The organism is Mesorhizobium sp. BR1-1-6 (genome assembly GCF_020165355.1).
GTDB lineage: Bacteria > Pseudomonadota > Alphaproteobacteria > Rhizobiales > Rhizobiaceae > Mesorhizobium.
Window position 1 is genome coordinate 73,900 of record NZ_JAIUHZ010000005.1, and the last position, 20,960, is coordinate 94,859.

Genomic DNA, 20,960 nt, shown 5'->3' on the forward strand with positions numbered 1-20,960 from the left:
TGTTCCTATGGTCGATATTACCCCTGCAGATGCCATCCCGCCGGCCGAAGTCGCGGAAGTCGAACTGTATCATCCGCACAGTTGGTGGACGAAATACGTCTTCTCGCAGGACGCCAAGGTCATTGCCATCCAGTATTCGGCGACGGCAACGGGAATTGGCCTGGTCGCCCTGGTGCTGTCCTGGCTGATGCGGCTGCAACTCGGCTTTCCCGGCACCTTCGACTTCATCACGCCTGAAGCCTACTACCAGTTCATCACCATGCACGGCATGATCATGGTGATCTATCTGCTCACGGCGCTCTTCCTCGGCGGTTTCGGCAACTACCTGATCCCATTGATGGTGGGGGCTCGCGACATGGTCTTTCCCTATGTCAACATGCTGAGCTACTGGATCTACCTGCTTGCCGTGCTGGTTTTGGTGTCGAGCTTCTTTGCGCCTGGCGGACCGACGGGGGCCGGCTGGACGCTGTACCCGCCGCAGGCAATCATGACCGGCACACCGGGGGGCCAGGACTGGGGCATCATCCTGATGCTCGTCTCACTGATCCTGTTCATCATCGGCTTCACCATGGGCGGGCTGAACTATGTCGTGACGGTGTTGCAGGGCCGCACGCGCGGCATGACGCTGATGCGTCTGCCGCTGACTGTCTGGGGCATCTTTACCGCGACCGTCATGGCTCTGCTCGCCTTCCCGGCGCTATTCGTCGCCTGTGTGATGATGCTGCTTGATCGGACGCTCGGCACCAGCTTCTTCATGCCGGCGATCGTCGAAATGGGCGAGCAATTACAGCATAATGGCGGCAGCCCGATCCTGTTTCAGCATCTGTTCTGGTTCTTCGGCCATCCCGAAGTCTACATCGTGGCCCTTCCGGCGTTCGGCATCGTGTCGGATCTGATCAGCACCCATGCGCGCAAGAACATCTTTGGCTATCGCATGATGGTCTGGGCCATCGTCGGCATCGGTGCGCTGAGCTTCGTCGTCTGGGCGCACCACATGTATGTCAGCGGCATGCATCCCTATTTCGGTTTCTTCTTCGCCACCACGACATTGATCATCGCGGTTCCGACCGCCATCAAGGTCTACAATTGGGTGCTGACGTTGTGGCGCGGCGACATCCACCTCACCATACCGATGCTATTTGCCCTGGCTTTCATCGTCACCTTCGTCAATGGCGGGTTGACCGGGCTGTTCCTTGGCAATGTCGTGGTCGACGTCCCGCTGTCGGACACGATGTTCGTCGTTGCCCATTTCCATATGGTCATGGGGGTCGCGCCGATCATCGTGATCTTCGGTGCGATCTACCACTGGTATCCGAAGGTCACCGGCCGGATGCTGAACGAGGCGCTGGGCCGGTTCCATTTCTGGATCACCTTCCTCGGCGCCTACCTGATTTTCTTTCCCATGCACTACCTCGGACTGATGGGCGTGCCCAGGCGTTACAATGAACTGACCGATATGACGGTGATGACAGAATCGGCCCACCATCTGAACTCGTTCATCAGCATCATGGCGTTCATCGTCGGCTTTGCCCAGATTGTGTTCCTGTTCAATCTGATCTGGAGCATCCGTCATGGCCGCGAGGCCGGCGGCAACCCGTGGCGGGCCACGACCCTCGAATGGCAGACGCCGCAAACACCACCGGCCCATGGCAATTTCGGCAAGGACCTACCGATCGTCTATCGCTGGGCCTATGACTACAGCGTACCGGGCGCCAAGGAGGACTTCATCCCGCAAAACGTACCGGGCTCCTTCGGTCCCTCCAAGGAGCCGGCATGAGCGTCATTCTGGTCTTCATGCTCGTGATCGCCGGTTTTGCCGGATGGTGGCTTTCCCACCAGCGGCTGATGACCAAGCCATGGCTCGAGCAAGGTATGGCCGGGGATTTTGTTGGTATGGAAGGATCGGCGCTACCGACCGCCAAGATCGGCCTCGGCGTCTTCCTGGCGGTCGTCGGCTGTCTGTTCGCGCTGATCACCAGCGCCTACTTCATGCGCATGGCGCTGTCGGACTGGCAGGCGCTGCCGCTGCCGCGGCTGCTCTGGTTCAACACCGGCATGCTGGTCCTCAGCAGCATTGCGCTGCAATGCGCCTCGCTCGCGGCGCGCAAGGGTCAAATGGACATGGTTAAGCTCGGCCTTGCCACCGCCGGGTTCACGGCGCTCTCCTTCCTGATTGGACAGTTTATGGCCTGGCGCGAGCTGTCTGCCGATGGCTACTTTCTGGCTTCCAATCCGGCCAACAGTTTCTTCTACCTGCTTACCGGAATGCATGGCCTGCACATACTGGGCGGACTGGTGGGCCTGGGCAGAACAACCGTCGGCGCTTGGAACGGGGCAAGGCCGGCGCGGCTTCGCCTCAGCGTCGAGCTGTGCGCCATGTATTGGCATTTCCTGCTTTTCGTCTGGCTTGCCATCTTCGCGCTTCTGGCCGGCTGGGCCGCGACTTTCATCGATATTTGCCGGGGGTTACTGACGTAGGAGGAACGGGCGGATGGCAGAGACACTCACGCATATCGCTCAGACAGAGCCGCGGCCCGCAGGCTGGCAAGGCATCGCCGCCGACTGGTCCTCGGATCAGCGGGCGTTCAAGAACGTGTCATGGGGCAAGGCCATGATGTGGATCTTCCTGCTCAGCGACACCTTCATCTTCGGCTGCTTTCTGCTCTCCTATATGACCGCGCGCATTTCGACACGCGTGCCGTGGCCCAATCCCAGCGAGGTCTTTGCGCTTCGTATCGGCGGCTCGGATATTCCGCTGATCCTTATTGCCATCATGACTTTCGTGCTGATCTCAAGCAGCGGAACCATGGCCATGGCGGTCAATTTCGGCTATCGCCGCGACCGCCGCAAAACGGCAATCCTGATGCTTCTGACCGCAGCACTCGGTGCGACCTTTGTCGGTATGCAAGCCTTCGAATGGACCAAGCTGATCACCGAAGGCGTGCGGCCCTGGGGCAATCCCTGGGGCGCTGCCCAGTTCGGGTCAACCTTTTTCATGATCACCGGCTTCCACGGCACGCATGTGACAATCGGGGTGATCTTCCTGATCATCGTGGCGCGAAAGGTGTGGCGTGGAGATTTTGACTTTGGGCGGCCCGGCTTCTTTACCAGCCGCAGGGGCCGCTACGAGAACGTCGAGATCATGGGACTCTACTGGCATTTCGTCGACCTGGTCTGGGTCTTCATTTTCGCGTTCTTCTATCTTTGGTGAGAGGCAGATATGGCTGAAGCAACCGCAAACGGCCTCGGGCAACACACGCTGCACGCTGCTCATGACGCGGCGACGACCGGCGCCCCCCCGGCAGAAGTTCATCAGGAGCACCCGATCAAGCTTTATCTGGTGGTCTGGGCATGGCTGTTCATTCTCAGCACCTGCTCCTATCTGATCGATTATTTCGGTCTGCACGGCTATCTCAGATGGTCGCTGATCCTGATCTTCATGATCCTCAAGGCAGGGCTCATCGTCGCCATTTTCATGCACATGGCCTGGGAACGGCTGGCGCTGACATACGCAATCATCCTGCCGCCCGTGCTGGTGTTGGTATTCGTGGCGATGATGGTCTTTGAAGCGGATTACACGCTTCTCACCCGGATGGCGTTTTTCGGGGCTGGGCCCTGACGCCAAATCGGAGTTCAGACCTTGTCGATGGCCGATCAGGATTCCGACGATGCTGCGGGCGGTCCGGTGCCGCCACCCTCGCCTTGAAACAATCGACGGTTGGGCCATCTTTATTCATACCGAAACGACGGAAGCGAAATGATTGCCGCGTTTTGACCTGCGTCGCGAACTCAGCAAGGGACGCCCAAAATGACAATCGCAAACAAACTGAAGGACTATATCGACCGGAAAGGGATTTCCTACGACACTGTCGCGCATCATCGCACGGCCACAAGCAGGCAGGCCGCTATAGCCGCGCACGTGCCCGGCAGCATAATGGCCAAATCGGTGCTCGTTCACCACGATCTGGGTTATGCGCTGGCCGTGGTCCCCAGCACACATAGGATCGAGCTCGGCGCGTTGCAGAAGGTCATGGACAAGAGTCTTGGACTCGCCACCGAAGATGAAGCGGTTTCGCTCTTTGACGATTGCGATACCGGCGCCATTCCGCCGATCGGCGCGGCCTACGATGTGCCGGTAGTCCTTGACGAAAGCCTTGGCAGTGCCGCCGATATCTATTTCGAGGGCGGCGATCACAGGACGCTGGTGCGTGTCAGCGGCAAGGATTTCTGTAACCTGACTATGGGCGCCCACCAGGCCCGCTTCAGCCATCCGGCTTACTGAAGCGGGAAAGGGCTCTGATCAACCTGCACGCACCGGTCCTCTTGCCGGCGCGGCAGGGAGTTCATCGAGGCGCCGGTCCGGCCGTCGGCGGCGGTTCCACGACCTTGCGGTAGACATGCCAGGTAGCGTGACCGAGGATCGGCAGCACGACCGCCAACCCCGCGAATACTGGCAGCGTGCCGATGATCAGGGCGACGGCGACAATCAGGCCCCATACCGCCATCACGATCGGGTTCGCCAGCACCACGCGCACCGAGGTGTGGATGGCTTCATAGGCGCCGACATCTCGCTCGAGCAACAACGGGAAGGCGACGACCGTCGTGCACAGCACGATCGCAGCGAAGACGAAGCCGATGGCGTGCCCCAGGATGATGAGCGTCCAGCCGCGTCCTGTGGCGAATATGTCATTGATGAAGCTGGAGAAGGATTGCGGTGGGGCGGGGCCGAACAGGTGTTGGTAAAACGCCTGCGCAGTCAAAAGCCAGGCGATGAAGATTGCAAGCAGCATGATCGCAACCGCGGCGATGGCTGGCAGCGCCGGAGAATTCCTGACCTCGAAGGCGGCCCTCCATGAGGCGTCTAGCCCGGCTTCCCGTCGCCGGCTGATCTCATAGAGGCCGATTGCGGCGAATGGACCAATTAGCGCAAATCCGGACACGAGCGGAAACAACAATGGGAGCGTGTTATTGCCCGATGTCCAGACTGCAAGCACGACCCCTGCAAGCGGGTAGATCAGGCAGAGAAAAATGATGTGCGACGGTTTGACCATGAAATCGTCGACGCCGCGCCTGAGCGCATCGAAAAGGTCGGTGACACCGATCTTGCGAATTCTGGTGTGCTCCAGCGTCTCGCTGGCGCCTGCTATGACGTGAAAGCTTGCCATGACCATTCCTCCAGACAGGTCTGGTAAGGCCGCGGTTTCACGGTGCTGCCGTTCTGCATGACTGGCCACGCAAACCGCGACCTGCACCAGGATCAATATACTCTCATGCGAGCGACTTGTCGCGCTTTGTAAGAAGGTTGGGTAAGAAGGCCCGGTCGCCTGTCTAGCTCTGGACGCCTTTCTTCGATATTCTCCTCAAGTCGAAGGTGAAGGGTCATGAACGGAAGGACAGTTCTCATACTCGGCCTTGGCGTCGTTGTTCTGCTGCTGCTGGGTTTTTGCGCACTGCCGACGTAATGTTTTGCGCCGGCGTCAATGGCCGGCTGATGCGATCGTACGCATTACAATAGTGTCGGCAAGTAACGTTGCAAAGATCGCGAACAGATAGAAAATCGAATAAGAAAACAACGCCTTTGCTTGCTTCATCTCCTTGTCGGGGATGGTGAGCACCTTGCAGGCGCGCCAGACGAATCCCGCACCCAAGACGGTCGAGACAGTCCCGTAATATCCGCTCGCGAATCCAAAGGCCCAGGGAAGCACGCCGATTGGCGCCAGAACCAGCGAATAGGCCAAGATTTGCTTTCTGGTCGAGGGTTGGCCAGCCACGTTCGGCATCATGGGGATGCCTGCCGCGGCGTACTCTCCGACCTTGAACAGGGCTAGCGCCCAGAAATGCGGTGGTGTCCAGAGGAAAATGATCAGGAACAGAATGATGCTTTCAATGCCGATGGCGCCGGTGGCAGCAGCCCACCCGATCACCGGAGGAAGAGCGCCTGCCGCGCCACCTATGACGATGTTCTGCGGTGTCGAGCGTTTCAGCCAGATCGTATAGATGACGACGTAGAAGAAGATGGTGAATGCCAGCAGCGATGCGGCAAGCCACCCCACCAGCACGCCGAGCACCGTCACCGAAAGTGCGGAAAGCACCAGACCGAAGCCGAGGGCTTCGCCTGGCGCGACGCGGCCCGACGGGATTGGCCGCTTGGACGTGCGAGACATCAACGCATCTATGTCCGCGTCGTACCACATGTTGAGCGCCCCGGCCGCGCCTGCTCCCATCGCAATCGCACTGATGGCGATCACCGCGATGACCGGATTCGTCGGACCAGGCGCCGTCATTAGGCCCACGAAAGCAGTGAATAGGGCAAGCGCCATGACCCGCGGTTTTAAAAGCGCGAAGAAATCACCCGCCGTCGCTTCCGGAAGGCGGATGACGATATCCTTGAGGCGGCTTTCCCTAGTCGACATCTCAGACCGATGGAAGCAAGAAACCTAGGCCATGATCCCGAACCGAAGGCACGCGTGAGCGAAATTGAAACCCGGTTTTTGCTTACGCGGCCCCTTCGGGTTCGGACGAGATCACGGCGAACGAGAGGATAGACGCATGGCGGAGGAGAAAGTCACTTGGAGAACGTTTTCAAATAGGCGATGACGTTGGTCACGTCTGCATCGTTCTTGAGGCCGGGAAACGCCATCTTGGTGCCTTTGACCATAGCCTTGGGATCGTGAAGATAGGTCATCAGTGTTGGTTCGTCCCATTTGACGCCGGATTTGCCGGCCGCAATCATGGCGTCGGAATATTTGAAACCGGGATGCGTACCGGCAGTGCGGCCGATGACGCCGTGCAGCGATGGACCGATCTTGTTCTTGTCCTCGTCCGCAATGTGGCAGGCCTTGCATTTGGTGAAGACCTTCTCGCCAGCCGCAGTATCCTGAGCCTGCGATGGATTAGCGACGAAGGTTGCAACAAACACGACGGCGAAAAATGCGGCTAAGCGCATGACTTTTTCCTCCCTGATCGTCAAATGCGCCTGAGACGATCTGGTATAAGCCAGCATCGTCAGCGATGCGCCTTGTACGGCAGAACAGATTGTCCGCTTCTCCCATATGAAATTGCGGCCTCTATATACCACGGAATCTGGCCGGCAGGTAGAAGAGGTCGACCTACAAAGGTTTAGGTTGTCCGCAGCGGATCAAGGCATAGCAGCGTTGCAGCTGCCGGCGAGCTGGCTGACCGCTTCATCAAATCCGGTCAGGTCGAAATCGGCGTGGCCCCGCCCCGACAGCAGCCCGAAGCGCCACGAAAGCTGGAGCCGGTTCGCGGCGGTAAGGCGCTTTATGCCGTCGGCGCCATCGCGCACCAGCATGCGGCCGCGCGGGCCGACCAACCAGCTCTCGTCGAACTTGTTGTCGTCGTCGACGGTGACCGACATGGTGATCTTGCGATTGGCCGAGACGGTGTCGTTCAATTGCAACCATTCGGTCCAGCGCGGTTGGCTGTCCGGGCGGCAGGCGATGGTCAGGATCGGGCTATAGCTCAGGGCGCCACCGCCGGTGATCAGCTTGTTGGTGGCATGGACCGAAGCCGTGACAAGGCCGTCATCGTCCGTGCCGATGCGCCAGGTGCCGGCATCGGCCTGGGCGAAATCGCAGGCAAGGGCCAGGACGATCGCCAAGGCGACGACGCGTCGCGTTTCGAAGAATAGGCTCAACCGCCCCTCCAACAACCCTGTGGTTTGCAGCAGGAGCGCAGATAGTGATCAATGCTTGGTATCGACAATGGTCACCGTCCGCGAAACGGATTGGCTGTTGCAGTTTCGCAACGAAAAAGGCCGCCTCGAGGGGCGGCCTTCGTCAGTTCCATCAACTCGGGATTTACTCGGCGTCCTTGGCGGCCTTTTTCTTCGGCGCTGCCTTCTTCTTCGGCTCTTCCGCGTCGTCGCTCTTCTTGTCTTCAGTCTTCTTCGACGCGGCCTTCTTCGCCGGCTTTGCCTTGGTCGCCGTCTCGGCTTCCTCGTCGTCGGCCATCAGCTCTTCCTTGCTGACCTTGACGTCGGTAACCGAGATCTGCCCGAGCAGGTGATCGACCACCTTCTCCTCGAACATTGGCGCGCGCAGCGCATTCAGCGCCTCGGGATTGTTGCGGTAGAACTCGAAGGCTTCCTGCTGCTGGTTGGCCGGGAAGCGACGAACCTGCTCGAACAGGCCGCGCTGCAATTCCTCGTCCGACACGGTGACCCCGGCCTTCTCGCCGATCTCGGCCAGTACAAGGCCAAGGCGCACGCGGCGCTCGGCGAGCCGCATATATTCGGCGCGCGCTTCTTCCTCGGTCGTCTCTTCATCGGCGAAGGTGCGGCCGGCCGCTTCCAGATCGCGGTTGACCTGCGCCCAGATGTTGTTGAACTCGGCCTCGACAAGCCTCGAAGGCGCCTCGAACGAGTAAGCCGCGTCAAGCTGGTCGAGCAGCTGGCGCTTGACCTTCTGGCGCGTCATCGAGCCGAACTGGCTCTCGATCTGGCCACGCACCACATCGCGCAGGCGCTCCAGCGATTCCAGGCCGAGGTTCTTGGCGGTCTCATCGTTGATTTCGAGTTCGCCCGGCTTGGACACTTCTTTGACCGTGACGTCGAAAGTCGCTTCCTTGCCGGCCAGATGCGCCGCCTGGTAGTTTTCCGGGAAAGTCACGGTGACCTGCTTTTCATCGCCGGCTTTGGCGCCGATGAGTTGATCCTCGAAGCCCGGAATGAATTCCTTGGAGCCAAGCACCAGCGGCTGATCCGTGCCGGCGCCGCCGGCAAAGGCCTCGCCGTCGATCTTGCCGACATAGTCGATCGTGACGCGGTCGCCTTCGGCCGCCTTGCCGGTCTTCGGCTCGTAGCTGCGCGCCGATTCGGCGACGCGCTTGACCTGCTCGTCAATCTCCGCGTCAGGGACGTCGAACACCTGGCGCGTCACCTTGATGTCGGAAAAATCCTTGATCTCGATGGGCGGGATGATCTCGTAGTTAAGGCGGAATTCGAAGTCGGCGCCGCCGGCCAGGATCTTCTCGGCTTCCTTCTCGTCCTCGGTCATGATGACTTCGGGCTGCATGGCGGCTTTTTCGCCGCGGCCCGAAATGATCGACCGGGTCGAATCGTTGAGGATCTCGTTGACCACTTCGGCCATGAACGACTTGCCATAGACCTTGCGCAGGTGCTGCACCGGCACCTTGCCGGGACGGAAGCCGTTGATGCGAACCTTATTCCTGGCGTCCGTCAGCCGCGCCATCAGCTTGGCTTCCATGTCACCAGCCGGCACGGTGATCTTGATCTCGCGCTTGAGACCGGAATTGAGTGTTTCGGTGACCTGCATCGTAAAACCTTTGTTTTCACCAATGAGGCTGCCAAACGGCTCTCTGCCGTTCACAGCCTGCCGGTATAATCTTGCCGGGAATGGCTTTTGGTACGGAACCTGGCGATTTGACCTGAAATACGGCTCAAACTCTTCCAAACTGCGTTCCAAAATGTGAATAAGTCTTTGTTTTTCCTACTTCTTATCACATTTTGCAGAAGCGGATCGTCGCGTCCCGTCACATTCGACACGCCTTTTGTCACAGGCGAGGCCAATTTTCAACCATCTTCGCGTTTAGGCGAATAACCATCATTTCGGCCCTGACATTGACAGAATGATGGCTAATGGGATCGCCAGACCGTGCGGGCGTGACGGAATTGCCAGACCCTCAGGTCGCGGCTGGCGGCTGCCGCGATATTCAAAGGACGATGCGGTATTCCACCTCACTCCCAAGACCTCGACAAGGCCGCCGAGGCTCTGCTACAGCCCGCCCGAGGCGCGTGTGGTGGAACTGGTAGACACAGCAGGTTTAGGTCCTGCCGCCGCAAGGCTTGGGGGTTCGAGTCCCTTCACGCGCACCACTGCCGCATGGCATCGGATAGTCCACTAGCGCACAGGCGCTGGCAGGAAATCAGGACACTGCCTAGGCGAGCTTCTTGATACGTCCCTTGTCGAGGCGGAAGATGCCATCGTTACCGCCTTGGCGCTGGAAATCATCCTGCAATTCGTCCCATGTGCCAAGATACTGACCGCAGTCGTCGCACCGGATGCCCGTCGAAGGTTCGGCATCGGCAGGAATCCGCAGCCTTATCGTGCCGCAAAAAGGACACTCCAACTGGTGATCCAAGTACCCGGTCGCCATGGGCTTTCCATCTTTCTGAATGCCACCGCCAGCGTCGAGAATATACCTACCACGCAACACAATCCAGTGGCGAGACGCTAGCGCCTAAAGGACGCCCCTGAGGTCGATTAGACGTAAGCTTCCAAGGCTTGAGCCTTCGAGGCCGCACCGCCCTCCCCGTTCAAGCTATGGATGGCAGCCCACCCCTGCACACCTTAATATAGAGGCTCCTGAAACAAATATAGAGGCTCCTGAAACAGCGTCTTGTCGCCGTCCACCAGCGCCTTGATCTGGGCGGTGCCGTCGCTGGCCAGTGCAAGACGGATCCCGAACGGGCGTACCCGCATGTCGTTCTGGATTGCCATCCCCTCGCCTTCCGGCAGGTAGAACCGTTCGATGCCGTAATCCGGCGCGATCGTCAGTCCCTCGCCGCGAAGATCCCAGCCTCCGGCGACATGACCGCGAATATCGGCCTCGTCGGCACCGGTCGGTGTCGGCGCCGCGCCGAACCACGCGGCGCTCGGCGTCCAGTAGCCGTCGGCGTTCTTCTTCAGACGGACGACGATCGAGGTGTCGTCGCTGGAAAGTTTTCCGGCCGGGATGTTGGCGATCATCTTCACCGGTATGCGCGAGATGTCGTAGCCGAGGATGATATGGTCGCCGCGCAGCAGGTCGCGCGGATCGACAGGCTCGATCTTCAGCAGCACTTCCTTGCCGCTGCGCAGGATCGCCGCCCGGCCGGCGATGATCCAACCCAGGAAGCCGATCTGGACGAGCGCCAGCACCAGCGCCGAGATGACAAGCCTCTTCCCGGACATCATGCCGTGGCTCCTCCGGTGGCCGGATCCTTCATGCGTTTCTCCACGCGGATGATGACGATCGCCAGAATGCCAAGCAGCACCGCCGCGGCAAGGAAGAAGCCGGCGGTGTCGAGCATCGACTGCAAGGTCACGACATAGATCATGGCGAGTTCGAAGGCGAAGCCGAGATAGGCAAGCCAGCGCAGGCCACGGCTCTCGCGCCCCGCGAGCACAATGGCGGCGACAATGCCGGCCAGCGCGACGACCGAAGCAATGGCGAAGCCTCTGTCGTAGCTGCTTTCGCCGGCCAGTTCGAACTGGATGATGGCCAGTCCGGTGAGGAAGCCAAGCAGAGCATGCAGCGGCAAGCGGCCGCCAAGCTGCACGATCCGGTCGACCGGTTCCGGCGCGAAGACGGAAGCCACGAACAACAATACCGATACGATGACCAGCGGGATCGCCACCGGCAGCGTCTCGTGATCCACGGCGACCAGCACAAGATAGAAGAGCAGCGACAGGATGATCAGGTGCCGCGCCGCCTGGCTGCGGGTCCAGAACGAGACGGCAAACAGCACAGCCGCCATGACGAGGAAGAGATGCGGAAATTCGCTGCGATTGAAATAGTCGAACCCTTTCAGGAGCAGCCAGGCGTCGGCGATGCCGACCGCGGCGACGGTCAGCGGGTTGGACCGCAGCGCCACCGCCGCCAATGCGGTGCCGGCGCCCCAGGTGATCAAGGCCGAGGCCTCGTCGCCCGACAGATGGTACATCTGGCCGATCAGCGCGATCGAACCGCCGAAAGCCGCCGCCGCCACGATCCACAACGCCTCGCCGATCGCCGCGTGGTCGCGGGTTTTCAGCACTGCACCGCCGACATAGCCGCCAAGGATGACGGCAAAGAGCGCGGCAACCCGCACCAGCCGCGGGATGGCTTCCCAGTTGGCGGCGACGAAGATCAGGATGGCCGCGCCGAACAGCAGCGCCGCCATCATCGCCAGGATCGAACCGAAGCTCAACGACTGGCGCGCGTTGATCTCGACGTCGCGCCGCAATGCATCGGCCGTCGGGGCGTCGATCAGTCCGGCCTCAAGCCATCGCGCAATGTCCGACCTGACCCGTGTCGCGTAGCCCGCCATGCTTCCCCCTGCTGCTTGGTCGGTTTTTCAGCTGGAGCTGCCAAACCGTTGACGTCACGGCACTTTCTGATTCTGGCTTCTTTGTGTCAGGTCCGCGAAGGCTTGTTAATGTTGCATTGCACAATTTGCATTGCTGCCATGCAGCCATAGCGCTTTTAAATCGATATGGGCCCGCCTATTTATGGTTTGTACACAAACGGAATGATCCGCAAGAAAAGACGAAACGAAAAATACCATGAACCTGATCCGCAACTACCGCAACTGGCGCCGCTACCGGGACACCGTTTCCGAGCTGAGCCGCCTGAGCAACCGTGAACTGACCGACCTCGGCATCAGCCGCAGCGACATTCCTTACGTCGCTCGCAAGGCGGTCTAACGCTTCGGACCGCGAATGGTCCGAACCAGTTTTGAGAAGAGCATGACAACGAACCTGATCCGCAACTATCGTAACTGGCGCGTTTATCGCGAGACGGTTACCGAGCTGGGTCGCCTTTCCAACCGCCAGCTGCATGATCTCGGCATCGTCCGCGACGAAATCAAGATCATCGCCCGCCAGGCGATCTAACAACGGAATTTCGCCAGGGTCGACCTCCTCCCCGATCCTGACGAATACGGTCACCCCTTACCTCCTCCCAAGGGTTGACCACCAAAACGGCGCCCGCCGCACCTCCTCCCGCGGCGGGCGTTGTTTCCCGGAGCAAAACGAGTTTTGCTTCAGAGGCTTCGCCCCTCTTCAAAATGGCGAAAAGAATTTCGTCAAAGCCGACCTCCTCCCCGGCGATGACGGATAGGCCCGACCTTCACCTCCTCCCGAAGGTTGGCCACCCAAACGGCGCCCGCCGCACCTCCTCCCGCGGCGGGCGTTGTTTCCCCGGAGCAAAACGAATTTTGCTCCAGAGGCTTCGCCCCTTTTCAAACGGCGAAAGGAATTTCGTCAAAGCCGACCTCCTCCCCGGCGATGACGAATACGGTCGGCCTTCACCTCCTCCCGAGGGTCGACCCCCAAAACGACACCCGCCGGACCTCCTCCCCCGGCGGGTGTTGTTGTTTTCAGGGCAGCCTTCGCCTTCGCCGCCGCGGCATGTTCCAGGTGCGGCAATTGCAATCGTCCCGCCAAGCGATTATTCCGGCGCTCATGAGCAAAAAACCTATTCACATCATCGGCGGTGGCCTCGCCGGATCCGAAGCAGCATGGCAGGCAGCCCAAGCCGGCGTTCCCGTTGTGCTGCACGAAATGCGGCCCGTTCGCGGCACAGAGGCGCACAAGACCGACGGCTTGGCCGAACTCGTTTGCTCCAATTCTTTCCGCTCCGACGACGCCGAGAACAACGCCGTCGGTCTTTTGCATGCCGAAATGCGGCTGGCCGGCTCGCTGATCATGAGCGCCGGCGACGCCAACCAGGTGCCGGCCGGCGGGGCGCTGGCCGTGGACCGCGACGGATTTTCCGACGCGGTGACGGCCAGGATCGAGGCACATCCGCTGATCTCCATCCAGCGCGAGGAAGTACCCGGCTTGCCGCCGGTCGAATGGGACCAGGCCATCATCGCCACCGGCCCGCTGACCGCACCCTCGCTCGCACAGTCGATTGCCGAAGCGACGGGCGCCGATGCGCTCGCCTTCTTCGATGCGATCGCGCCGATCATTCATTTCGACACGATCGACATGGACACCTGCTGGTTCCAGTCGCGCTACGACAAGGTCGGGCCCGGCGGCACCGGCAAGGACTACATCAACTGCCCCATGGACAAGGACCAGTATCTTGCCTTCGTGCAGGCACTGGTGGACGGCCAGAAAACAGAATTCAAGCAATGGGAAGGCACGCCCTATTTCGACGGCTGCCTGCCGATCGAGATCATGGCCGAGCGTGGCGTCGAGACGCTGCGCTACGGGCCGATGAAGCCGATGGGCCTGACCAATGCGCACAATCCAACCGTCAAAGCCTACGCCGTCGTGCAACTGCGGCAGGACAATGCGCTGGGCACGCTCTACAACATGGTCGGCTTTCAGACCAAATTGAAGCATGCCGAGCAGGTGCGCATTTTCCGCACGATTCCTGGTCTGGAGAACGCCGAATTCGCCCGCCTCGGCGGCCTGCATCGCAACACCTACATCAACTCGCCGACCTTGCTCGACGCCTCGCTGCAGCTGAAGTCGCGCCCGGGCCTGCGTTTCGCCGGCCAGATCACCGGTTGCGAAGGCTATGTTGAAAGCGCCGCCATCGGCCTGCTCGCCGGCCGCTTCGCCGCCGCCGAGCGGCTCGGCCACGCGCCGTCGCTGCCGCCACTCACCACGGCGTTCGGAGCGCTGCTCAACCACATCACCGGCGGTCACATTGTTTCAGACGACGAGCCGGGAAAGCGCTCTTTCCAGCCGATGAACGTCAATTTCGGCCTGTTCCCGCCTGTCGAGGCGGTGAAGATCGAAGGCAAACGCCTGCGCGGCAAGGACAAGACGGTCGCCAAGCGGCATGCGATCACGTCGCGTGCGCTGGGTGATTGCCGGCGATGGCTGGGACTGCCGGCGCAAGCTCAAGCGGCGGAATAGCCTTACTGACTGGCCTTGCCGCGGAAGTAGGATACTATCCCACTCGCCTAGTGGGAGTCATTGCATGGAAACAGCCGAGAAACTGTCCGTCACCGTCACGCCCGCCATGGCGCGCATGATCCGCGAAAAAGTCGAGGACGGTTCCTTCGGCTCGGCAAGCGAAGTCATTCGCGCAGCACTTCGCGCTTTCCAGCGCGAAGAGGACGAGCATGCCGAACGCATGGCGTCGATCCGGGCGCGGGTAAAATCTTCGATTGAGGACACAAGGCCGAACCTTTCCGGAAAAGAGGTTCGCGACCAGCTTAAGAAATTCGCTGAGCAATATTCGAGCCGCATTGATGATTCGGCGGCTTGAGGTCGAGTATCGCGAAAGTGCCAGAGACGATCTTACCAACATTTTCAGATACATAGTTGAGTCGGGCGGAAGCCCCAACGCGGCGCTGAGATTCGTGCTTCGAATTGAAGACCGTTGTCAAAACATCGGCAACGCACCTCGTGGCGATCGCCTGCGCGACGACATCGTGCCGGGACTGCGAACCGTTCCGTTCGAGCACTCCGCCGTCATAGCCTATATAATCGAGAGCGACATCATTCGCATCGTCAACATCTTTTGCGGCGGCCGCGACTACGAGACATTGATGCGAGATGGCGGATCGGGCCCGTCCTAGATTGGCCCACGAAATAACTACTCGGCCGGCTCGGCACGCGCCGGTCGCAGCCCGGGCTTCCCGGCCTCACCCGGATTTCGCCTGACATAGGCTGCTTTCAGGCTCTCGGAGGTTTCGCGCGAGCCGTCATGGCTCCAGCCGGGCGGCTTGATCAGATAGTTCAGGCGGTCGCTCAGGGTCAGATCAGGTGCGAAGGCATCCCTGAACATGCCGATCCATTCGTGGAAAGCCACTTTCAGCGGATTGAAGGTGCCAAGATTTTTCACGATGCCGTAGCGCGGGCGGTCCCTCTCCAACTCCTCGACGAAGGTGGCGAACATGCGGTCCCAGATGATCAACGTGCCGGCATAGTTGGCGTCAAGGTAGCGCGGATTGGTGGCGTGGTGGACGCGGTGGTGCGAGGGCGTGTTGAAGACGAATTCGAACCAGCCCCACATCTTGCCGATCGTCTCGGTGTGGATCCAGAACTGCCAGATAAGGTTGAAGCCGAAGGTGAAGGCAATCACCGCCGGATGGAAGCCGAGCAGCACCAGCGGCGCCTGCAGCACGAACATGAAGGTGAACAGGCCCGTCCAGCTCTGCCTGAGTGCCGTCGACAGATTGTAGTGCTGGCTGGAATGGTGGTTGACGTGCTCGGCCCACACCCAGCGCACCCGATGCGCGATGCGGTGGTAGATGTAGTAGCGCAAATCATCGAGCAGGAAGGCCGCCAGGAACACCCAGATCGACAGGCCGAGGTTGAAGAAACGGAACTGCCAGAGCCACAGCAGCGCCCAATAGGAGACGACGCCGAGCAGCAGCCCGGCGACGACATTGCCGGTGCCCATCATCAGGCTGGTCAGCGTGTCGTGCGTCTCGAACGAGCCCTTGGCCCGGCCGGTGCGCACCAGCCACAGCTCGATCAGGATGGCGGCAACGAAGAACGGGATGGCGAGCTGGGTAACCTGCGGGAAATTGTAATCGCCCATCACGCGGCCTCCCTGGTCGAACTAGGATGCTGCGGCTGAAGAACTCTTAGCACAGCGTGCGCGTCGGCAGCGTTAGCGAAGGTGAAGTGACCGCCTTTCCAGGTGAAATCGGCAAGGCGCAGCGCAATCGTCCCGGCACCATCGTCACTCCGCGCCAATACATCGCGCGGCGTGACGATACGCGTCAGGAAACGATCTCCGATGGCATGGACGATGCCAAGGCGCCCTCGCCCGAGTTCCAGGAACGCGGTTCGGCCATCGGATGTGAGGTGGATGGCGGCCGCCGGTTCATCCGGAAAATCCTCGGCAAAACGCTCTCGCGCCTGCTCCGCATCGGCCAGCCTGGCCTTGCGGCTGCCGCCGGAGAAATGAACGGCGGCGACCGACAGCGCGATGCCAAATACGACGATCACGACCAGCACGGGCAGGCTCATGGACAGGCATCTCCTCCAGCCGGCCTGTTGTCTTGGCAACAGTTCCCGGTTGAGCGATCCCTTAACACAATTGACGTTTACGTCAAACTGCTGGCCAGCCCACCATCGCGCGACGCAGCATGAGCCAGTGGCGGCGCATGGTCGAGAGTCGCACCGTGCCGTTGAGCGGCGAACCGCGTTCCATTTTCGTCAGGTAGGCTCGCGACAGGACCAGCGGCAGAAAGGCCGGGCGCAGCGAAGCCGGCAAACCCGATGCGCCTTTCTCGAAGGCCGAGAGATGCTCCCGCGCCAGCGCGATCATGGCGGCGACGGCGCGCTGCGCACCTGGTCCACCATGGTCGGTGACGAATTCCTCCGGAGACGAACCCGCCGCGGCCAGGATATCTGCCGGAACAAAACACTGTCCGCGACTGCGGTGCAGCGGCAGCAGGAGCAACAGTCCCGTAATCGCCTGCGCGCAACCGGCCCTACCGGCCAGTTCGGCGAAACGTGGCGCCACTCCTGGATCCAGCACCATTGCCGCCAGTTGAATAAGCGCGGCTGCCGTTTCGCCGCAATAGCCTTCGAGATCGGTTCGCGACGGCATCGGGTCGTCATAGAGGTCGAATATCCGGGCCTCGAGCATATTCTCGAATGCCTGTTTCGGCAGGCCGTACCTGGAAATCGTCGCTTTCAGCGCATCCGCGATCGGATGGCCCGTCTCGGACCCTTCGGCTGCGATGACATCGCGCCACCATTGCAACCGCACCTCGCCCGGCAAGGCCTCGCGGATGCGATCCCGAATGCCCGCGATTTCGGCATTGAAGGCGTAGAGCGAAAACAGCGCTTCGCGCTTGTCCGTCGGCGCGTAGAGCGCGCTGAGATAGCGGTCATGGTCGGCGGCGCGCACGGCGCCCATGACGATTTCGCCCTTTTGGTCCACGTCAGTCGACGGCGATCAGCGCGGCGGCTACCGCGCGATCCTCTGCGAGCAGGACATTATATGTCCGCACCGCTGCACCGGTCGCCATCGGGTCGGCGGCTATGCCCGCGGTCTTCAAGGCGGCGCGAAGCCCCGCCGGCAAGGGTCGTAAATCCTTGCCCGTGCCGACCAGCAGGATTTCGATCTTCTCGGCCTGGGCCAGCAGCCGTTCGAAATCCGCCACCGTCAGCGCAGATGGGTCCGCCGGCTCCCAGCCATGGATACCCGACGGCAGGCACAGAAGCGAACCGCGATGCGACATGTCGGCGAAGCGGAAGCCGCCATTGCCATACGCCTCGATAGGGGCGCGGCCGGGGAAATGCGCCTCGCGGATGACGATACCTTTGGCCATCCCTGCCGATCCGCCCTTCGGGTCGCGCGTCAGGTCGCGACCGCCTTGCCGCCGCCGACCGGCTTTTCCTCGTCCGAACTCGTGGCCTGCGGCCGCAGCTTGAATAGGATCAGCAGCGGCGCGGCGATGAAGATCGACGAATAGGTGCCGAAGATGACGCCGAACAGCATTGCCATCGTGAACGAGCGGATCACCTCGCCGCCGAACAGCACCAGTGCCAGGAGCGCCAGGATCGTCGTCACCGAGGTCAGCGTCGTTCGCGACAGCGTCTCGTTGATGGCGTTGTTGAGGAGCTGCGGCAGCGGCATCTTCTTGTATTTCCTGAGATCCTCGCGAACGCGGTCATAGACCACGATCGTGTCGTTCAGCGAGTAGCCGATGATGGTCAGGATCGCCGCCAGCGACGATTGGTTGAACTCCAGCCCGGTTATAACGAAGAAGCCTATGGTCATGACCACGTCATGGACCGTCGCCACGATGGCGCCGACCGCGAACTGCCATTCGAAGCGGAACCAGACATAGATCAGGATACCCACCAGCGCGACCAGCATGGCGATCGTGCCTTGCTTGGCCAGTTCTCCTGACACGGTCGGTCCCACCACCTCGACGCGGCGGAAATCGTAATTGTCCTGCAACTCGCCACGAACCTTGTCGATGACGGTCTGCTCGGCATTCTCGCCGCCGTCCTGCGTGCCGACACGGATCAGCACGTCATTCGGCTCGCCGAACTGCTGCACCTGCACTTCGCCGATATTCAGTTCCGAGAGCCTGGCTCTGATGTCGGCAAGATCGGCATTGCCGCTCTTGGACTTCACCTCGATCAGCGATCCGCCCTTGAAATCGATGCCGTAATTGATGTCGACGGTCATGAACAGCACCACCGACAGGACCGACAGCAGGCTCGACAGCGCGAAGGTCCAGCGGCGGATGCCCATGAACGGGATCTTCGTGCCGGGCGGAATGAAGGTCACCGGCGCCCGCGGCAATTCCTTCGGGCGCGCGCGGCGCAGCCAGATGGACACCAGCAGCCGGGTAAAGGTGAAGGCGGTGAACACCGTGGTCAGGATGCCGATGGCGTAGGTGATGGCAAAGCCCTTCACCGGCCCCGTTCCGAGATAGAACAGCACCACGGTCGCGATCAGCGAGGTGACGTTGGAATCGACGATCGTCGCCAGCGCCTTCGAGAAGCCGGTGTCGATCGCCTGGATCACCGAGCGTCCGGCGCGCCGCTCCTCGCGGATGCGCTCATAAATCAGCACGTTGGAATCGACGGCCATGCCGATGGTCAGCACGATACCGGCAATGCCTGGCAAGGTCAGTGTCGCGCCAAGCAGCGACAGCAGTCCGACGATCATCGCCACGTGCACCGCCAGCGCGATGTTGGCGAGGAAGCCGAGGAAGCCGTAGGCGACGAACATGAAGGCGACGACAAGGATAGAGCCGATGATGCCGGCGACCTTGCCGGCATGGATCGAATCTTGGCCGAGGCCCGGACCCACCGTGCGCTCCTCGATCACGGTCAGCTTTGCCGGCAGCGCGCCTGCGCGCAGCAGGACCGCGAGGTCATTGGCGCTCTCGGCCGTGAAATTGCCTGAGATCTGGCCGCTGCCGCCCAGGATCGGCTCGCGGATCTGCGGCGCCGAAATCACCTGGTTGTCGAGGATGATGGCGAACAGCTTGCCGACATTCTGCGATGTCGCCTGCCCGAACCGTGTCGCGCCGCGCGAGTTGAAGGTGAAGGAAACCACCGGCTCGTTGGTCTGCGAGTTGTAGGTTGCGGTCGCTTTGGAGAGGTCTTCGCCGGAAACGATGACGCGGTTTTCGATCAGGTAGGGAACCGGCGGATCGTCCTGCGAATAGAGGATCGATGAACCGGCCGGCGGACGGCCCTTCAGCGCATCCTGCACCGGCATAGACTGGTCCACCATCTGGAAGGTCAGCTTGGCGGTCTGGCCGATGATTTCCTTCAGCCTTTGCGGGTCCTGCAAACCGGGCACCTGCACCAGAATGCGGTCGTCGCCCTGCCGCTGCACGATCGGTTCGGTGGTGCCGAGTTCGTTGACGCGGCGTTCGACGACTTCGATCGACTGTGCCAACGCAGCCGACGTGCGATATTTTATGCCGGCGTCGGTGACGGTGAATTTGAGCAGGCCGGGCTCGGAATCATCCAGCGCCATCTCCTGGACGGAGCCGCCGGTGAACAGGCTGGCGGCGACCGGATCGGTCAGCGGCTTCAGTGCCGTCTTGGCCGCATCGAGCTGGTTCGGGTCCTGTATGCGGACCTGTACGGTCCTGCCCGTGCCCGCCAGGCCGGTATAGCCTATCTTGGCCTCGCGCAGCAGTGTCCGGATCTCGTCACGCGTCGTCTCCAGCTGCGCCTTCACCAGATCGTTCTGATCCATCTGGAGCAGGATGTGCGAGCCGCCCTGCAGGTCGAGGCCGAGCGTCATCTGCCGCTTGGGCACCCAGCTCGGAAGCTGCGCCAGCGTGCTTGCGGGAATGAGATTGGGCGCGGCGAGGACCACTGTGGCGGCCACGGCCAGCCAGATCAGGATCATCTTGAAGCGCGAGAAATAAAGCATATAGCGTCGTCCGTCAGAGCGTGTCCGCGGATCGCTCCGCCTGGAATTTGGTTATTTCTTGGCGTTCTGGTTCGCTACCGGCTCGCCCTTGACGCGCACGTCGGCGATCGTCGAGCGCAACGCCGTCACCTTCGTGCCGCCACCGAGGTCGATCTCGAGCTCATGGTCGTCGATCACCTTGGTTACCTTGCCGACGAAGCCGCCGCCGGTGACGACCGTGTCGCCGCGGCGCACGGCCGCCAGCATCTCGCCGCGCTTCTTCAGCTGCGTGCGCTGCGGCCGGATGATGAGAAAATACATGATCACGAAGATCAGGACGAACGGCAAAATGCTGATGAACATGTCGGGAGAAGCCCCAATGCCTTGGGCATATGCCGGTGTCACGAACATCGAGGTAC

The 20,960-nt window shown here is 61.0% G+C and carries 24 protein-coding genes and 1 tRNA gene; 11 read left to right on the forward strand and 14 right to left on the reverse strand.

All coding sequences use genetic code 11. The annotated features are described in order from the left end of the window. Positions 1–7: 7 nt before the first annotated feature. The 5 genes from ctaD to LB545_RS12385 all read left to right on the forward strand — a co-directional run bounded on the left by ctaD (position 8) and on the right by LB545_RS12385 (position 4,282). Positions 8–1,777, forward strand: a complete 1,770-nt coding sequence (ctaD, locus tag LB545_RS12365) for a cytochrome c oxidase subunit I (protein ID WP_224705142.1) — start codon at positions 8–10, stop codon at positions 1,775–1,777. Next, a complete protein-coding gene (locus tag LB545_RS12370) occupies positions 1,774–2,478 on the forward strand; it encodes a cytochrome c oxidase subunit 3 (RefSeq protein WP_140495793.1) in 705 nt (234 codons plus the stop codon). Before ctaD ends, LB545_RS12370 begins: the two co-directional genes overlap by 4 nt. Before the next feature lie 13 nt (positions 2,479–2,491). Beyond that, complete coding sequence (locus tag LB545_RS12375; protein WP_140495792.1) at positions 2,492–3,211, forward strand: heme-copper oxidase subunit III family protein; 720 nt, start codon at positions 2,492–2,494, stop codon at positions 3,209–3,211. Positions 3,212–3,220: 9 nt separating this feature from the next. Further along, positions 3,221–3,619, forward strand: coding sequence for a cytochrome C oxidase subunit IV family protein (locus tag LB545_RS12380; RefSeq protein WP_140762814.1), 399 nt, complete (start codon positions 3,221–3,223; stop codon positions 3,617–3,619). A gap of 189 nt (positions 3,620–3,808) precedes the next feature. Then, positions 3,809–4,282, forward strand: coding sequence for an aminoacyl-tRNA deacylase (locus LB545_RS12385; RefSeq protein ID WP_140665111.1), 474 nt, complete (start codon positions 3,809–3,811; stop codon positions 4,280–4,282). Positions 4,283–4,343: 61 nt separating this feature from the next. On the opposite strand, the gene LB545_RS12390 is transcribed toward LB545_RS12385, so the two are convergent. From LB545_RS12390 to tig, 5 genes are all read right to left on the reverse strand, one after another. Continuing rightward, a complete protein-coding gene (locus LB545_RS12390; protein WP_140517100.1) occupies positions 4,344–5,165 on the reverse strand; it encodes a DUF2189 domain-containing protein in 822 nt (273 codons plus the stop codon). Positions 5,166–5,477: 312 nt separating this feature from the next. Continuing rightward, complete coding sequence (locus tag LB545_RS12395; protein WP_224705144.1) at positions 5,478–6,413, reverse strand: heme o synthase; 936 nt, start codon at positions 6,411–6,413, stop codon at positions 5,478–5,480. Between the two features lie 152 nt (positions 6,414–6,565). Continuing rightward, entirely contained in the window at positions 6,566–6,946 is a 381-nt protein-coding gene (locus LB545_RS12400; RefSeq protein WP_140495787.1) for a c-type cytochrome, read from the reverse strand. Positions 6,947–7,138: 192 nt separating this feature from the next. After that, the gene (locus LB545_RS12405; RefSeq protein ID WP_140555296.1) at positions 7,139–7,657 is read right to left on the reverse strand and encodes a hypothetical protein; all 519 of its coding nucleotides are present in this window, start codon (positions 7,655–7,657) and stop codon (positions 7,139–7,141) included. 163 nt (positions 7,658–7,820) lie between these two features. Further along, positions 7,821–9,296, reverse strand: a complete 1,476-nt coding sequence (gene tig, locus LB545_RS12410; RefSeq protein ID WP_140495785.1) for a trigger factor — start codon at positions 9,294–9,296, stop codon at positions 7,821–7,823. Between the two features lie 475 nt (positions 9,297–9,771). On the opposite strand from tig, the gene LB545_RS12415 reads away from it, so the two are divergent. Beyond that, a tRNA-Leu gene (locus LB545_RS12415) sits at positions 9,772–9,856 on the forward strand. Positions 9,857–9,918: 62 nt separating this feature from the next. Here LB545_RS12415 and LB545_RS12420 read toward each other — a convergent pair. The 3 genes from LB545_RS12420 to LB545_RS12430 all read right to left on the reverse strand — a co-directional run bounded on the left by LB545_RS12420 (position 9,919) and on the right by LB545_RS12430 (position 12,052). Further along, positions 9,919–10,137: a hypothetical protein gene (locus LB545_RS12420; protein WP_140495784.1), complete on the reverse strand. Its 219-nt coding sequence runs from the start codon at positions 10,135–10,137 to the stop codon at positions 9,919–9,921. A 194-nt stretch (positions 10,138–10,331) separates the two neighbouring features. Next, entirely contained in the window at positions 10,332–10,937 is a 606-nt protein-coding gene (locus LB545_RS12425) for a GDYXXLXY domain-containing protein (RefSeq protein WP_224705146.1), read from the reverse strand. Beyond that, positions 10,934–12,052, reverse strand: coding sequence for a DUF2157 domain-containing protein (locus tag LB545_RS12430; protein WP_224705148.1), 1,119 nt, complete (start codon positions 12,050–12,052; stop codon positions 10,934–10,936). The genes LB545_RS12425 and LB545_RS12430 overlap by 4 nt, the downstream gene beginning before the upstream one ends. A 235-nt stretch (positions 12,053–12,287) precedes the next feature. Here LB545_RS12430 and LB545_RS12435 point away from each other — a divergent pair, with 235 nt between their 5' ends. The 5 genes from LB545_RS12435 (at position 12,288) to LB545_RS12455 (ending at position 15,265) form a co-directional block, all read left to right on the forward strand. Then, positions 12,288–12,428 carry a DUF1127 domain-containing protein gene (locus tag LB545_RS12435; protein ID WP_013531315.1) on the forward strand — a complete coding sequence of 47 codons (141 nt, stop codon included), beginning with the start codon at positions 12,288–12,290 and terminating at the stop codon, positions 12,426–12,428. Positions 12,429–12,470: 42 nt separating this feature from the next. Further along, positions 12,471–12,617: a DUF1127 domain-containing protein gene (locus LB545_RS12440; protein ID WP_224705150.1), complete on the forward strand. Its 147-nt coding sequence runs from the start codon at positions 12,471–12,473 to the stop codon at positions 12,615–12,617. Positions 12,618–13,187: 570 nt separating this feature from the next. Next, positions 13,188–14,597 carry a methylenetetrahydrofolate--tRNA-(uracil(54)-C(5))-methyltransferase (FADH(2)-oxidizing) TrmFO gene (trmFO, locus tag LB545_RS12445; protein ID WP_140564091.1) on the forward strand — a complete coding sequence of 470 codons (1,410 nt, stop codon included), beginning with the start codon at positions 13,188–13,190 and terminating at the stop codon, positions 14,595–14,597. A 64-nt stretch (positions 14,598–14,661) separates the two neighbouring features. After that, entirely contained in the window at positions 14,662–14,952 is a 291-nt protein-coding gene (locus tag LB545_RS12450) for a type II toxin-antitoxin system ParD family antitoxin (RefSeq protein WP_224705153.1), read from the forward strand. Next, a complete protein-coding gene (locus LB545_RS12455) occupies positions 14,936–15,265 on the forward strand; it encodes a type II toxin-antitoxin system RelE/ParE family toxin (RefSeq protein WP_181181909.1) in 330 nt (109 codons plus the stop codon). The genes LB545_RS12450 and LB545_RS12455 overlap by 17 nt, the downstream gene beginning before the upstream one ends. 17 nt (positions 15,266–15,282) lie before the next feature. Here LB545_RS12455 and LB545_RS12460 read toward each other — a convergent pair whose 3' ends face one another. From LB545_RS12460 to yajC, 6 genes are all read right to left on the reverse strand, one after another. Further along, positions 15,283–16,233: a sterol desaturase family protein gene (locus tag LB545_RS12460; RefSeq protein WP_181181908.1), complete on the reverse strand. Its 951-nt coding sequence runs from the start codon at positions 16,231–16,233 to the stop codon at positions 15,283–15,285. After that, positions 16,233–16,667 carry a type II secretion system protein gene (locus LB545_RS12465; protein ID WP_224705155.1) on the reverse strand — a complete coding sequence of 145 codons (435 nt, stop codon included), beginning with the start codon at positions 16,665–16,667 and terminating at the stop codon, positions 16,233–16,235. The genes LB545_RS12460 and LB545_RS12465 overlap by 1 nt, the downstream gene beginning before the upstream one ends. Positions 16,668–16,749: 82 nt before the next feature. Further along, positions 16,750–17,565 (reverse strand): phytoene/squalene synthase family protein, encoded by an 816-nt coding sequence (locus tag LB545_RS12470; RefSeq protein WP_224705157.1) that lies wholly within the window; start codon positions 17,563–17,565, stop codon positions 16,750–16,752. A gap of 25 nt (positions 17,566–17,590) precedes the next feature. Then, complete coding sequence (locus LB545_RS12475; protein WP_140495776.1) at positions 17,591–17,980, reverse strand: Mth938-like domain-containing protein; 390 nt, start codon at positions 17,978–17,980, stop codon at positions 17,591–17,593. A 29-nt stretch (positions 17,981–18,009) separates the two neighbouring features. Continuing rightward, complete coding sequence (gene secDF, locus LB545_RS12480; protein ID WP_140495775.1) at positions 18,010–20,562, reverse strand: protein translocase subunit SecDF; 2,553 nt, start codon at positions 20,560–20,562, stop codon at positions 18,010–18,012. Positions 20,563–20,613: 51 nt separating this feature from the next. Next, entirely contained in the window at positions 20,614–20,952 is a 339-nt protein-coding gene (yajC, locus tag LB545_RS12485; RefSeq protein WP_140495773.1) for a preprotein translocase subunit YajC, read from the reverse strand. Positions 20,953–20,960: the final 8 nt, after the last annotated feature.

Bases quoted from the DNA above. Each gene is read 5' to 3' on its own strand.
- ctaD (WP_224705142.1), top strand. From the start codon at position 8: ATGGTCGATATTACCCCTGCAGATGCCATCCCGCCGGCCGAAGTCGCG.
- LB545_RS12370 (WP_140495793.1), top strand. From the start codon at position 1,774: ATGAGCGTCATTCTGGTCTTCATGCTCGTGATCGCCGGTTTTGCCGGA.
- LB545_RS12375 (WP_140495792.1), top strand. From the start codon at position 2,492: ATGGCAGAGACACTCACGCATATCGCTCAGACAGAGCCGCGGCCCGCA.
- LB545_RS12380 (WP_140762814.1), top strand. From the start codon at position 3,221: ATGGCTGAAGCAACCGCAAACGGCCTCGGGCAACACACGCTGCACGCT.
- LB545_RS12385 (WP_140665111.1), top strand. From the start codon at position 3,809: ATGACAATCGCAAACAAACTGAAGGACTATATCGACCGGAAAGGGATT.
- LB545_RS12390 (WP_140517100.1), bottom strand. From the start codon at position 5,165: ATGGCAAGCTTTCACGTCATAGCAGGCGCCAGCGAGACGCTGGAGCAC.
- LB545_RS12395 (WP_224705144.1), bottom strand. From the start codon at position 6,413: ATGTCGACTAGGGAAAGCCGCCTCAAGGATATCGTCATCCGCCTTCCG.
- LB545_RS12400 (WP_140495787.1), bottom strand. From the start codon at position 6,946: ATGCGCTTAGCCGCATTTTTCGCCGTCGTGTTTGTTGCAACCTTCGTC.
- tig (WP_140495785.1), bottom strand. From the start codon at position 9,296: ATGCAGGTCACCGAAACACTCAATTCCGGTCTCAAGCGCGAGATCAAG.
- LB545_RS12420 (WP_140495784.1), bottom strand. From the start codon at position 10,137: ATGGCGACCGGGTACTTGGATCACCAGTTGGAGTGTCCTTTTTGCGGC.
- LB545_RS12425 (WP_224705146.1), bottom strand. From the start codon at position 10,937: ATGATGTCCGGGAAGAGGCTTGTCATCTCGGCGCTGGTGCTGGCGCTC.
- LB545_RS12430 (WP_224705148.1), bottom strand. From the start codon at position 12,052: ATGGCGGGCTACGCGACACGGGTCAGGTCGGACATTGCGCGATGGCTT.
- LB545_RS12435 (WP_013531315.1), top strand. From the start codon at position 12,288: ATGAACCTGATCCGCAACTACCGCAACTGGCGCCGCTACCGGGACACC.
- LB545_RS12440 (WP_224705150.1), top strand. From the start codon at position 12,471: ATGACAACGAACCTGATCCGCAACTATCGTAACTGGCGCGTTTATCGC.
- trmFO (WP_140564091.1), top strand. From the start codon at position 13,188: ATGAGCAAAAAACCTATTCACATCATCGGCGGTGGCCTCGCCGGATCC.
- LB545_RS12450 (WP_224705153.1), top strand. From the start codon at position 14,662: ATGGAAACAGCCGAGAAACTGTCCGTCACCGTCACGCCCGCCATGGCG.
- LB545_RS12455 (WP_181181909.1), top strand. From the start codon at position 14,936: ATGATTCGGCGGCTTGAGGTCGAGTATCGCGAAAGTGCCAGAGACGAT.
- LB545_RS12460 (WP_181181908.1), bottom strand. From the start codon at position 16,233: ATGGGCGATTACAATTTCCCGCAGGTTACCCAGCTCGCCATCCCGTTC.
- LB545_RS12465 (WP_224705155.1), bottom strand. From the start codon at position 16,667: ATGAGCCTGCCCGTGCTGGTCGTGATCGTCGTATTTGGCATCGCGCTG.
- LB545_RS12470 (WP_224705157.1), bottom strand. From the start codon at position 17,565: ATGGGCGCCGTGCGCGCCGCCGACCATGACCGCTATCTCAGCGCGCTC.
- LB545_RS12475 (WP_140495776.1), bottom strand. From the start codon at position 17,980: ATGGCCAAAGGTATCGTCATCCGCGAGGCGCATTTCCCCGGCCGCGCC.
- secDF (WP_140495775.1), bottom strand. From the start codon at position 20,562: ATGCTTTATTTCTCGCGCTTCAAGATGATCCTGATCTGGCTGGCCGTG.
- yajC (WP_140495773.1), bottom strand. From the start codon at position 20,952: ATGTTCGTGACACCGGCATATGCCCAAGGCATTGGGGCTTCTCCCGAC.